This window comes from Streptomyces sp. NPDC059900 (assembly GCF_050270335.1).
Classification (GTDB): domain Bacteria; phylum Actinomycetota; class Actinomycetes; order Streptomycetales; family Streptomycetaceae; genus Streptomyces.
The window spans coordinates 1-11,593 of sequence record NZ_JBNNJZ010000246.1; the positions used below are offsets into that span (position 1 = coordinate 1).

Genomic DNA, 11,593 nt, shown 5'->3' on the forward strand with positions numbered 1-11,593 from the left:
CGCCCCGGGCATCCGAGCCCGGCAACACCCCGAAGATCGCCAGCGCGCCCAGCACGAGGAAGGCCACGATCGCGACGACCTTCAACAGGGCGAACCAGTACTCGAACTCCCCGTAGTTGCGCACCGCGAGGAGGTTGCTGCCCGCGAGCAAGGCGATCATGGCGAGCGCCGGAATCCAGCTCGGCACCGACGTGAGACCCGCGATGACCTCGCCCGCGGCAATGGCCTCGATGGGAATGACCAGGATGTAGAACCACCAGTACAGCCAGCCGATGGAGAACCCGGCCCACCGGCCCAGGGCGCGGTCGGCGTAGGTGGAGAACGAACCGGTGTCGGGGTTGGCGACGGCCATCTCGCCGAGCATCTGCATGACGAGCACCACCAGGGCGGCGGCCAGCAGGAACGAGATGAGAACGGCAGGTCCTGCGGCCGCGACGGCGGTCGACGAGCCGACGAACAGGCCGGCTCCGATCACGCCGCCGATGGAGATCATGGTGATCTGGCGGCCCTTGAGGCCCTGTTGGAGCGCGGGGCCCGCGGTCGGGGGCGCCGGTTCGAGCGTGGGGTGGTGCATGGGGAGATCCTCGGGGGAGTGGGGGCGCGGGTGCCCCTGGTACAGGACGGTACTCACTCGTCCCGGGCGTTCGACACCGGCGACGGCCCGGGCACCGGTCGCGGCCGGAGCACGGTGCTCACCGTGGTGCTCCTGGCGCCGGAACCCCCCGCCCCCGGCCGGATCCGGCACGGAGGCGAGGCCGACCGGGGCGGGGGCCGGGATCAGAGCTGCTCGCGCAGCGCGTCCGGGATCGCGTCGAACGCACCGGAGGTGCGGCCGATCCGGTCGATCCGGATCGTGGCGGTCGCACCGTGGGCGGCGAGGCCCTCGAAGGCGGAGATCCGTTCGACGGCGGGCGCCAGGGACGCCGTGCCCTCCTTGACGGCCCGCTGGTAGGTGAGCGGCTTGAGGAAGCGGGAGACGGAGAGCCCCGCGTTGTAGCGGGCCGTCTTGCCGGTCGGCAGCACGTGGTTCGTGCCGGCGATGCCCTTGTCGGAGTAGGCGACGGTGGACCACGGGCCCAGGAAGACCGAGCCGTAGTTGGTGAGGTTGTTCAGGTAGAAGTCGTCGTCCTCCGTCTGGATCTCCAGGTGCTCGGGGCCCAGGATGTCCGACACGGCGACGGCCTGGTCCCGGTCGCGCACGACGACGACGGAGCCGAAGTCACGCCAGGCGGGTCCGGCGATGTCACGGGTGGCGAGGGTCTCCAGCTGCCGGTCCATCTCCGCGACGACCGCCCGGCCCAGCTTCTCCGACGTGGTGATCAGCGCGGCCGGGGAGTTCGGGCCGTGCTCGGCCTGGCCCAGCAGGTCCGCGGCGACCCAGACCGGGTCGGCGGTGTCGTCGGCGATGACGGCCACCTCGGAGGGGCCCGCGAGCAGGTCGATGCCGACCTGCCCGAAGAGCTGCCGCTTGGCCTCCGTGACGAAGGCGTTGCCGGCACCGACCAGCATGTCGACGGGGGCCTCGCCCAGGAGCCCGAACGCCATCGCGCCCAGGGCCTGGACACCGCCCACCGCGAAGACGCGGTCGGCACGGGAGAGGTAGGCGCCGTAGAGCACGGCCGGGTGGGCGCCGTGCTCGCCCGAGGGCGGAGTGCACGCCACCACGGTGGGCACGCCGGCCGTCTTGGCGACGCCCACGGTCATGAAGGCGCTGGCCAGGAGCGGGAACCGGCCGGCGGGGAGGTAGGCGCCGACCCTGGACACCGGGACGTAGCGCTGGCCGCCCGCCACTCCGGGGGCGAGTTCGATCTCGAAGTCGGTCAGGTGCTCGCGCTGCGCGGAAGCGAAACGGTGCGTGCGCTCGTAGCCCATCTCCAGGGCGGTACGGACGTCGGCGGGCAGGGCGTCGCCCGACTTCTTGAGCTCGGTCGCCCCGATCTCGAGGTCGCCGGACCAGCCGTCCAGCTCCTTGCCGTAGGCACGGACGGCGTCCATGCCCTTGGTCTCGATCTCCTTCAGCATCTGGGAGACGCGCTCGACCACCTTGGGGTCGCGCTGGGCGGGGGGACCGTCGACCTCCGGCTTCTTCAGCCACTGGAAGGGAGCGAGGGTCTTCTGTTCGTCGTGCGTGATCTGCATATGCGGGACGGTAGACGCGGCTGTGTCACAGGACTAGAGGGGCGATTCCTGCGGATGCCACAGGGTTTTCCTGTGGGACCGGTATGGCGGTTCGGCGTACTAGGTCAGAAGCCCGCTGCCGATCTCCCGGATGGTGTCCTCGGCGAGGCGGGCCAGTTCCCGGGTGGCGCGGGAGAGGGGGCGGCCGCGGCGCCTGACGAGCGCGATGGTGTCGTAGAGGGGCTCGGCGAAGGGTGCGGTGTGCAGTCCGGCGGGGAATCTGGGGCTGTCGATGACCGCCCGGCTCGCGATGGTGTCGCCGACACCGGCCGCCGCCAACTTCAGTGCGGCTTCCACGTGTTCGAGCTCGATCAGGGGGTCGATACGGGCTCCGGCGAGCTGGGCGCGCTCGGCGAGCTGGCGCCGGGTCGGGTCCTTCCAGCCGTAGTGCGCGTCGTACAGGACCAGCGGGGCGCGGGAGAAGGCCTCGATGGTCACGGGAGCGCTGGTGCGCTCGGCGCTCGCGCTGACGAAGAACACCTCGTCCCGCATGAGGGGCGTGATGGCGAGTTCTTCGTCGTCGATGGGCAGAATGACCAGGCCCGCTTCGATCTGCCCTTCCGCGACGGCCAGGGCGGTCTCGGCGGAGTTCTGGCCCACGAGCCGCACGCGGACGGCCGGATACCGGGCGTGGAACATCTGGACGAGGTTGGAGAGCAGGTAATAGTCGGCGTTGCGCAGCACCCCGAAGGTGGCGGTGCCGCCGCCCAGCGACCCGAGGGAGTGCACGGCCCGCGTCCCGCTGTCGGCCGCCGCCACTGACTCCTGGGCGTACGGCAGCAGTTCGCGTCCCGCCGCGGTCAGCGTCAGGGTGCGGCTGCCGCGCTGGAACAGCTCCGCGTCCAGCTCCGCCTCCAGACGGCGCACGAGCTCGGACGCGGATGCCTGGGCGATGTCCATGGCCTGCGCGGCAGCGGTGAAGGAACCGAGCCGTTCGGCTTCGACGAAGGCGCGCAACTGGTTGAGAGTCATGCCGGGCTCCCTTCCGGGACGAGCACCGGGAGGCGGCTGCGGCGAGTGCGGTCCCGGAGGGGGACGGGGAGGGGGGCGGTCCTGTGCATACCTGCACCTTAGGAACCGACGGCGCGGCCCCGGTACCGAGGTAGGCGGCGGACGCCCGGCAGTGCGGAGAAGTCCCGCCAATCGGGCGGGACTGCCCTGCCTGTCCGGTATGGCTGCGGTCCGGGGAGGTGCTGCCTCCGGACACTGAGGGCCGGATCGGGCTGGAGGGCGGTGAACGGTGGACGGTCACAAGACGCCTCGGGGCGCCCGGACTCCGGTGTCGACGGCCGGAGCGGGCCTCGGCGCCTCTGACCAGGCTGACCAGCAGGGCGTCATCGGCATCGCGCTCGCGGCCGTGCTGACGGCCATGCTCGCGCAAGGCTCCTGGCAGTGGTTCGCCACGTACATCGGGGTGACGCTGCTCGCGGTGGTGTTCTGCTTCTACCGCCTGCCGCGGTGGATGCCCGGCCCCCGATCCTCGTACGTGCGGAACCTGGCGGCGTATTCGGTGGTCGTCGGCCTGTGCGTGGTGATCGCGCTGGCCCCCATGCTGCAACGCTGGGCGTGGCTGTTTCCGATGCCGGGCACGCGTGACAGGTGCGACGCGCTGGGCGCCTACGAGAGCATCCGCACGGAGGCAGCACTGTCGAACCTGGCCACCCGCGACCCGGCCGCCTTGATCCAGGCACAGAACACCCAAAGCCACACGGCCATCGCGGACTGCCTGTCCGCCACTACGACGCTGTGGCTGCCGGTGTATGCGGCGGGGGCTGCGGTCGTGGTGGGCGTGGGGGCATGGTCGGTGGACCGGGTGCGGGCGCGGAACGAGTCGGCCGGGGCGGGCTGAGATTCACCTTGCTGGTGTGGGAGCAGAGGTGGCGTCTCCGGCCCGTACCGGGCGCCGCAAGGGCACCCATGGGGCAATGCAGAGTCCGGTAGTCAGCCGACAGGTAGCGGCGGCGGTTCCGCGATTCCGACGTAGCCGCCGGTCAGCGGCCGGATGTGGGCCGACCAGCCCAGCGCCGTTAGTTCGTTCGTGAGCGTCGGGGCATCGTGGAACACCTTCACGATGCGGTATTGACTGCCGTCGTCGAGCCTGCGCAGCACCGCGGGGGAGGAGTGTTCCGCGAGGACTTCCTCCTCTGCCACCGCAGCGGGCCCGTCGTCGACGAAGATCGCCTTGCCGCCGGGTGCGAGGGAGGCCGCGACGGTGTTCCAGAAGGCGGGCCACCGGGCCGGCGGGACGTGGGAGAGCCAGAAGGCGAAGAACACGGTGTCGTAGCGCCGAGGCGGCTGCCACTCGAACAGGTTGGCCTCAACGAATTGGACGGCGGGGAAGGAGGCAGTGCGCCGCCGGGCGATGGCCAGCACTGCGGGCGCCGCGTCGACCGCGGTCACCGAACGTGCCCGCGCGGCGAGCAGCGGAGTCCACTGCCCCGTGCCGCAGGCCAACTCCAGCACGTCCCCCGTGATGGGGAGTTGGTCTACGAGGGTATGTAACTCCTGCAGATCTTCGCGCTCCGCATAGGGCCGGTCGTATTCGCCCGCGCCCGCCTTGTAGTAGGCCACCTGCTCTGCGAGGAGGGTGTTGTCGTCCATGCGGGTTTCCTTCGTACGGTGGTAGGTCAGACCAAGACGCCGCAACTCGTGGGCATGGTTGCTGTAGACGCTGTCGGCTTGCACGGCTGGGCACGGTCAAGAGTCATGAGGAACTAGCGTGACTCGTCATGACACTCCTGATCATCGGCGGCAGTGGATTTCTGGGTTCCGAGCTGGTCCGTCAGGCGGCAGCGGCCGGGCAAGCGACGGCCGCTACCTTCGCCACCCGGCCGGGCCGCACTCCGGGCGTCGCGTGGCACGCCCTGGACCTGCGGGATCCTGAGAGCGTCGAAGCAGTCATGGCTGAGGTGGAGCCGCGCCTCATCGTCAACGCGGCCAGCAGCCAGGACGATTGGGCCGCCACGGCCGAGGGGCCTGTCCGCCTGGCGATGTCCGCAGCACGGTACGGCAGCCGCCTGGTCCACGTGTCCAGCGACGCGGTGTTCTCCGGCGACCGCGTCCACTACAACGAATCCTGCGTGCCGGACCCAGTCACCCCCTACGGTGCGGCGAAGGCCGCAGCGGAGACAGGGGTCCGCCTCGTGCATCCAGAGGCCGGCATCGCCCGGACCTCGCTGATCATCGGCGACCGGCGGTCCGTACACGTACGCATGGTGCACGACCTCGCTGCCGGAGCCCGGAGCGGTGTCCTGTTCACCGACGACATCCGCTGCCCGGTTCATGTCGCCGATCTGGCGGCCGCCCTGCTGGAACTCGCGTTCAGCGATGCGCGCGGCGTGCACCACCTGGCTGGAGCCCATGCCATCAGCCGTCATGAACTAGGCACTCTCATCGCCAGGCGAGACGGGCTCGACGCCTCCCGTCTGCTGTCGGGACTGCGATCCGACAGCGCACTTCGCGGGGCGATCGACGTGCGCCTCGACAGCCGCGTCACTCAGCACAAGCTGCTGCGCACCACGTTGCGCGGCGCCCGCCAGTTCCTCGCCGTGCCGGATTGAGCGCTTCTTTGAGGCAGCGGCGCCTCAGCCCTGGTTGTTCTGCAGAGGGCCGCCTATGGCCAAGTCCTCGCTGAGCTTCGCCACCACCGCAGTGGTCAGGCGCGGGGCGTACTGAGCAGTCCATTCTTCGACGCAAGCCAGGAAACCGACGAGCTGCTCCCGAACTGAGCTCAGAAGTACCGCCAGTTGGGCAAGAGGAAGAGAGACGGGGAGCCCCTCCCGGTCATCCCCATCGGGCCACAACCGGACGGTCGCCGCCCCGGCGACGTGCTCGACGCCCGGCGTGGGATCGTGGCCCAGCCACGGCTCCCCGCCGTCCAGCAGATCAAGCCAGTCTCGCCAGTTCTCAAGCCCGTTGCAGCATCCGGGCAGAACGGTGACTCTGGTAGCGGTGTCCCGCAGCCGCAGGCCACCGGGAGCGACGATGCACTCCGTCGCCACCAGGCGGCGTATCTGCTCCACGCAGTCCTCAGGGCTGGCGGCCCGGCGCTCGCGACTTCCCTTGTTGTAGCTGGTCAGGACCGCCATCGCCGTGCCCAGCTCATGGGGTGAGAGGTCGCCGGACAGGGCCAGCAGGGGACCTGCGGGCGGGTCGGCGACGGGCCACAGAGCGAAGTCTTTGGTCCCGTAAGTCTCCAGTACGGCGTCCATGATCAGCACGGCCCCAGTCTCGCCCGCGAGCCGCCGCGGACGCACCACCATTTCCCGTGGGGCCCGACCTGCGTCGTGTCTCCCGGCCCCGGCCTCCGAACGGCCACGAGGCGGGTACGGGCTCCGGTCGACCGAGCCCAGAGCCGGGCGGATCCTGGAAGTATGAACGGCATACGCACCTCCGCGGTCGCCCGCCTGTCGGTCGCCGCGATGACTGCATGCCTCCTGGGAGCCGGCAGCAGCATGGCCGTGGCCGCGCCTTCGCTTGCACCGACGGCTGATGAGGCGGGCTCCTGGGGAGACACGAAGAAGTGGGACGACGGCCTGACCGTCACCACGTGGAAGCCGAAAAAGTTCACGCCCTCGGACTCTGCCGCCGGGCACGAACCCAACCATCAGGCCGTGAAGTGGCGCATCAAGGTCCACAACGGCACCGATGAGCGCTTCGATGCCGGACTGATGTCGGTATACGTGAAGTCCGGTGAGGACGGGGAGTCGTGCCCTCGCATCGTTGACATCCCAGAGAACCTCGACATCGGGATAGAGGGCAGCGTGTCACCGGGTGCGAACGGCACCGCAGAGTTCGGGTTCGACATCCCGCGCGGCCAGCTGAACAAGGTCGACCTCGAGGTCGTACCTGACCTTGATCACGATGGCCGGCACTGGGAAGGGAAGGTGAAGTAGGAACATGTCACCAGCCGCAACTGCGGTGGTCCTGTGAGCGTGTCACCCATGTGCGGGTGAGTCCGGTGGGCGGTGATTCTTCCCGAGCAAGGCGGCTATGAGGACAGCGCCGAGCGCGAGGAGGGCGGCAGCGACGGTGAGCGCGAACGAGAAGCCCTCCGTCGCGGTGTGCCGGGGGTCGTGCTGCGCGGTCAGTGCGTCGCTGCGGCGCGTGGCCAGAGCGACAAGCACCGCCACCCCCACAGCACCTCCGACCTGTTGGACAGAGCTCAGGACGGCCGAGCCGAGCCCGGCGTTCTCCTCGGTGGTACCCGTGAGTGCCGCGACGGTCAGGGCGGGCAGGCTCAGTCCGCACCCCAGGCTCGTGACGAGCATGCCGGGCAGTACTCCGGAAGCGTAACCGTCGCTCGGTGCCACGCCGGACAGCATCAGCAGCCCGGCCGCGGTGATCAGAAACGACATGACGAGGGCCGGTCGCACGCCGAGCCGGACTACCGCTCGGGAGGAGAGCCACATGCCTGTCAGGATGCCGGCGCCGTAGGGCAGGTAGGCGAGTCCGGCCGTGAGCGGGCGGTAGCCCAGCACGGTCTGCAGGTGCACCATCAGCAGGAAGGCCATCGCGTACATGGCGGCGGAGAAGATCAGGGTCGAACCGTTGGCGACGGCGCGGAATCGGAGGGACAGGAACGACAACGGCACCAGCGGCTCGGCAGTTCGTGCTTCGACCGCGACGAAGGCGACGGCCAGGAGCACGGCGAGGACCAGGGGCCCGGCAGCGGTCATGTGCTGCCAGTTCGACTCGCCGGCGCGGAGCAGTCCGTAGACCAAGGACACCAGGGCGCCCGTGCCCAGTACCGCACCGGGTACGTCGAGGTGTATCGCGCGCCCGGCCCGGCTCTCGGGGACCAGGCGCGGGAGCAGCAGCACGGCCGCAAGGGCCACCGGCAGGTTGATCAGGAAGATCCAGCGCCAGGACGCGAGGCCGGTCAGCGCGCCGGAGATCACCAGACCCATCGTGCCGCCCAGACCCGCGATCCCGCCCCAGATGCCAAATGCCCGGGCGCGCTCCTCGGCATCCTGGAAGAGGAGCGTGATCAGTGCCAGCGCGGCGGGGCTTGCCATGGCCGCCCCCGCGCCCTGGACGAACCGCCCGGCCACCAGCTGCCAGGGTTCCTGCGCGAGTCCGCAGACCAGGCTCGCCGCACCGAACAGTGCCACACCGGTCAGGAAGACGCGTCTGCGGCCGAGCAGGTCAGCCATGCGGCCGAACAGCAGCAACAGCCCGCCGAAGGCGAGGAAGTAGGAGTTGACGACCCAGGCCAGGCCGGCGGTGCTGAAGCCGAGGTCGTCGCGCATGCTGGGGAGCGCGACACTCACTACGTTGTCGTCCAGTACGAGCATGAACTGCACGAAACAGAGCACTACCAGGGCTGCCCAGCGGTGCCCAACGGCGTTGGTGCTGGCCGTGGTTGGTACGGGCGTCATGCCGGGCGTCCTGTTCTGGTGAGCGGGCCGTTCATGCTGCGGCAGCGCCTGTGGCGCGGATGATTGATCGGCATAGGACGACGCTAGGCAGCCGCCGTACTGTCCGCGATGCGCTACAAGGCCATGTCATATCGCGTTGGGGACATATGCTGGGAGGCATGACCGATGCCGTCGTGGGGGACGTCCCGGCCGGGGCAGGCGCCATCGTCGTCGGGACCTTTCCGCTGGTGTCCGGGCAGTGGTTCGTCCCGCACAGCCACCCGCAGCACCAGTTGGCCTGGACGCGGCGCGGTGTGCTCGGCGTCGCCGTCGACGATGCCTACTGGGTCCTGCCGCCCACACGGGCGTTGTGGCTGCCTGCGGGGGTTGTGCACCGGACGGGTGCGACCCGCGACGCGGTGCTGTGCAGCCTCTACTTCGAACCGGACAGATGCCATCAGGACTGGCCAGAACCCACGCCGGTCGGCGTCGACGGGCTGCTGGCCCACCTGATCACCTACCTCAGCCGCGAGGACCTCCCCCAAGACGCGCGTCTACGGGCCGAGGCGGTTGTCCTGGATCTGTTGCGCCCCTTGCCGGCCACGCCCATCGATGTACCGAGCCCTGGCGACGACCGCGTACGCGCCGTGGCCGACGCGCTGCTCGCCGACCCCGCGGACTCCCGGAGTCTTGAGGCGCACGCACGGGCCGTCGGGGTGAGCCGACGTACCCTGACCCGGCTGTTCGTCCACGACACCGGCATGAACTTCGACCGCTGGCGCACCCATGTGCGGCTGCGTGCCTCCCTTCCCCTCCTCGCTGAGGGCCAGCCCGTCTCCCGGGTCGCACACACCGTGGGATACGCGACACCGAGCGCCTTCCTCGCGGCGTTCCGGCGGACCGTCGGTACTTCCCCCGGCCGCTATCTCAATGGCGAGGCTTCGTCAGCGCCCAGCCGTGGCAACGCGGGCGTGCCGGCCGGCGTGTGACCTCGTCAGCTGCGGTCGGCCGTGCCCGGCAGCGTCTCGGATGCGATCGCCGTGATGATGTCGACCGCGTGCCGGAGGCGGGGGATCTCGCGGGCGCCCAGGCGGGTGACGGCCGTGATGCGGCGGGCCGGGGCCGGCTCCCCGCGCAGCGGGATGCGTATGACCGGCGAGTCCTCGCGCAGCCGGGCGAGCCGCGGTACGAGGATCACCCCGAAGCCGTGGGCGACCAGCGCGGTGCCGGTGTCCCACTCGTCCGCGTGGTGGGCGATGTCGGGGGTGAAGCCGGCGCTCAGGCAGGCCGCGAGCACCAGTTGGTGATAGGTCGTGCCGGGGGTTCCCACGATCCACGGCTCCCTGGCGGCGTCGGCGAGCGTGACGTGCCGCTGCCGCGCCAGGGGATGGTCCCGGGAGACGACCAGGTCCAAGGGGTCGTCCAAGAGCGGCTGTTGGTCGAAGCGGTGGTCCGTCATGGGAGGCGAGTCCGCCGTGACGACGAGCAGCGCGAGGTCGGCCTCCTCGGAGAGCAGCAGGTCGAAGCAGCGGTCGGGCTCGGCTTCGATGATGCGGACGGACAGGCCGGGGTGGGCCTGGCGCAGGGATGCTGCCGCCGGGGGCAGGAGTCTGCTGGCCGCGGTGGAGAAGCCGCACAGGGTCAGCTGGCCCGGGTGCTGGGCGTCGGCGGTCGCCAGCTCGGCGCGGGCCAGTTCCCACTGTTCCCGGAGGTGTTCCGTGTGCCGCAGCAGGATGCGGGCGGCGTTGGTCAGGCGGATGCCGCGCCCCTGCTGCGTCACCAGCCGCACGCCCACGTCGGCGCCGAGCTGGCGCAGTTGGTAGGAGACGGCGGACGGCGTGAGGTGGAGTGCCTGCGCCGCGCCGGTCACGGTGCCGTGTTCGGCCACCATCTGCAACACCCGGAGACGAGAATCGATCATGAAACTATTTTGCATGATCTGCTTCATAAACGTTTGATTTTCTTCGAGGCTCGTGCGCAGCACACTGAACCCGTGACTGACCTGAGTGCTTCGGCCCGCAGCGACCGGCAAGCGGTGGGAACCGCCGCGCTCCTGGTCCTGGTGCTGACCCTGGGCGCCTACCTGCCCAGCCCTCTCTACCCCGACTACCAACGGCTCTTCGGCTACGGCGACCTCGCTACGACGCTCCTGTTCGCCACCTTCGCGCTCGTCAGCGGACCTGCCCTGCTGCTGTGCGGACCCGCGGCGGACGTACTGGGCCACCGGCCCGTGCTCCGCCTGAGCCTCGTGCTCGCCGCAGCCGGCTCCTGCTGCTTCCTGCTGGCCGACGACATCGCCTGGCTCTTCGCCGGACGCATCGGCCAGGCACTCGCCCTGGGCGCCGCCACCGGCGCGGCCCAGGCGCTCATCACCCGCCACCTCGGCCCAACCGCCCGCATCGGCGGCCCGCTCCTGGTGAGCCTCGTCTTCGCCGGGGGAACCGCGATGGGACCGGCCGTCGGCGGTCTGCTCGCCCAGTACGCGCCGGGACCGCTCGCCACGCCCTACCTGCTGCACCTGTCCCTGCTGGGGTGGGTGTGGCTCCGTCTGTGCCGGGCCGCGCCCGGACAGGCCGTCCTGCGCGGCGCGATGCGGCGATGGCGCCCGTCGCGGCCGCACATCCCGCGCCCCGCCCGACGGCTGTTCGCCGTCGCAGGGCTCAACGGGTTTCTCGCGTGGGCCGTCCTGGGCATCTACCTGGCCCTGCTGCCCTCGCTCCTGGCGCGCACCCCGCACGGCGACAACCCCGCTCTCACGGGCGGTGTCCTGGCCATGATCCTTGTGTGTTCCGTCCTGGCCCAGCTCGCCGCCGCCAACCGCGTTGCCCGTACGGCCCAGTTGGCCGGCATCGGCATCCTGACCGCGAGCCTGGTGCTCCTTGCCGCCACCGGCGCGGTATCGCTCCCGGCCACGCTGGGCTCCGCACTGCTCGCCGGTACGGGCCACGGATGCGCCTACAGCGGCGCCGCCAGGGCGGTGGACGCACGCACACCGGACGAACACCGCGCCGGAGTCGGCTCCGCGCTCTACCTCCTTTTCTACCTCGGCTCCGGCA

Annotated in this window: 12 protein-coding genes; 5 read left to right on the forward strand and 7 right to left on the reverse strand. The window is 70.4% G+C overall.

Going from position 1 to position 11,593, the window contains the following annotated elements:
• The 3 genes from ACQKIP_RS26910 to ACQKIP_RS26920 all read right to left on the reverse strand — a co-directional run.
• Positions 1-574 (reverse strand): amino acid permease (locus ACQKIP_RS26910; protein WP_427744320.1); only part of this gene is annotated, 574 nt, incomplete at its 3' end.
• A 203-nt stretch (positions 575-777) separates the two neighbouring features.
• Complete coding sequence (gene hisD / locus ACQKIP_RS26915; protein ID WP_365853985.1) at positions 778-2,139, reverse strand: histidinol dehydrogenase; 1,362 nt, start codon at positions 2,137-2,139, stop codon at positions 778-780.
• Positions 2,140-2,238: 99 nt separating this feature from the next.
• Positions 2,239-3,150, reverse strand: a complete 912-nt coding sequence (locus ACQKIP_RS26920; protein WP_365853983.1) for a LysR family transcriptional regulator — start codon at positions 3,148-3,150, stop codon at positions 2,239-2,241.
• A gap of 268 nt (positions 3,151-3,418) precedes the next feature.
• Here ACQKIP_RS26920 and ACQKIP_RS26925 point away from each other — a divergent pair, with 268 nt between their 5' ends.
• Positions 3,419-4,027, forward strand: a complete 609-nt coding sequence (locus tag ACQKIP_RS26925; protein WP_365853981.1) for a hypothetical protein — start codon at positions 3,419-3,421, stop codon at positions 4,025-4,027.
• Between the two features lie 92 nt (positions 4,028-4,119).
• On the opposite strand, the gene ACQKIP_RS26930 is transcribed toward ACQKIP_RS26925, so the two are convergent.
• Entirely contained in the window at positions 4,120-4,779 is a 660-nt protein-coding gene (locus tag ACQKIP_RS26930) for a class I SAM-dependent methyltransferase (protein ID WP_365853979.1), read from the reverse strand.
• Between the two features lie 128 nt (positions 4,780-4,907).
• On the opposite strand from ACQKIP_RS26930, the gene ACQKIP_RS26935 reads away from it, so the two are divergent.
• Positions 4,908-5,738, forward strand: a complete 831-nt coding sequence (locus tag ACQKIP_RS26935; protein ID WP_365853977.1) for an SDR family oxidoreductase — start codon at positions 4,908-4,910, stop codon at positions 5,736-5,738.
• Between the two features lie 24 nt (positions 5,739-5,762).
• Here the strand turns inward: ACQKIP_RS26935 and ACQKIP_RS26940 are convergent, their stop codons facing one another.
• The gene (locus ACQKIP_RS26940) at positions 5,763-6,398 is read right to left on the reverse strand and encodes a hypothetical protein (RefSeq protein WP_365853975.1); all 636 of its coding nucleotides are present in this window, start codon (positions 6,396-6,398) and stop codon (positions 5,763-5,765) included.
• Between the two features lie 153 nt (positions 6,399-6,551).
• Here ACQKIP_RS26940 and ACQKIP_RS26945 point away from each other — a divergent pair, with 153 nt between their 5' ends.
• Entirely contained in the window at positions 6,552-7,073 is a 522-nt protein-coding gene (locus ACQKIP_RS26945) for a hypothetical protein (protein ID WP_365853973.1), read from the forward strand.
• A gap of 42 nt (positions 7,074-7,115) precedes the next feature.
• On the opposite strand, the gene ACQKIP_RS26950 is transcribed toward ACQKIP_RS26945, so the two are convergent.
• Positions 7,116-8,558 carry an MFS transporter gene (locus tag ACQKIP_RS26950; RefSeq protein WP_365853971.1) on the reverse strand — a complete coding sequence of 481 codons (1,443 nt, stop codon included), beginning with the start codon at positions 8,556-8,558 and terminating at the stop codon, positions 7,116-7,118.
• 158 nt (positions 8,559-8,716) lie between these two features.
• Here ACQKIP_RS26950 and ACQKIP_RS26955 point away from each other — a divergent pair, with 158 nt between their 5' ends.
• A complete protein-coding gene (locus ACQKIP_RS26955; protein ID WP_365853969.1) occupies positions 8,717-9,526 on the forward strand; it encodes a helix-turn-helix domain-containing protein in 810 nt (269 codons plus the stop codon).
• Positions 9,527-9,531: 5 nt separating this feature from the next.
• Here ACQKIP_RS26955 and ACQKIP_RS26960 read toward each other — a convergent pair whose 3' ends face one another.
• The gene (locus ACQKIP_RS26960; RefSeq protein ID WP_365853967.1) at positions 9,532-10,458 is read right to left on the reverse strand and encodes a LysR family transcriptional regulator; all 927 of its coding nucleotides are present in this window, start codon (positions 10,456-10,458) and stop codon (positions 9,532-9,534) included.
• A 72-nt stretch (positions 10,459-10,530) separates the two neighbouring features.
• On the opposite strand from ACQKIP_RS26960, the gene ACQKIP_RS26965 reads away from it, so the two are divergent.
• Positions 10,531-11,593: MFS transporter (locus ACQKIP_RS26965; RefSeq protein ID WP_427744325.1), on the forward strand; the 1,063-nt coding region annotated here is incomplete at its 3' end.

Bases quoted from the DNA above. Each gene is read 5' to 3' on its own strand.
- hisD (WP_365853985.1), bottom strand. From the start codon at position 2,139: ATGCAGATCACGCACGACGAACAGAAGACCCTCGCTCCCTTCCAGTGG.
- ACQKIP_RS26920 (WP_365853983.1), bottom strand. From the start codon at position 3,150: ATGACTCTCAACCAGTTGCGCGCCTTCGTCGAAGCCGAACGGCTCGGT.
- ACQKIP_RS26930 (WP_365853979.1), bottom strand. From the start codon at position 4,779: ATGGACGACAACACCCTCCTCGCAGAGCAGGTGGCCTACTACAAGGCG.
- ACQKIP_RS26935 (WP_365853977.1), top strand. From the start codon at position 4,908: ATGACACTCCTGATCATCGGCGGCAGTGGATTTCTGGGTTCCGAGCTG.
- ACQKIP_RS26945 (WP_365853973.1), top strand. From the start codon at position 6,552: ATGAACGGCATACGCACCTCCGCGGTCGCCCGCCTGTCGGTCGCCGCG.
- ACQKIP_RS26950 (WP_365853971.1), bottom strand. From the start codon at position 8,558: ATGACGCCCGTACCAACCACGGCCAGCACCAACGCCGTTGGGCACCGC.
- ACQKIP_RS26955 (WP_365853969.1), top strand. From the start codon at position 8,717: ATGACCGATGCCGTCGTGGGGGACGTCCCGGCCGGGGCAGGCGCCATC.
- ACQKIP_RS26960 (WP_365853967.1), bottom strand. From the start codon at position 10,458: ATGATCGATTCTCGTCTCCGGGTGTTGCAGATGGTGGCCGAACACGGC.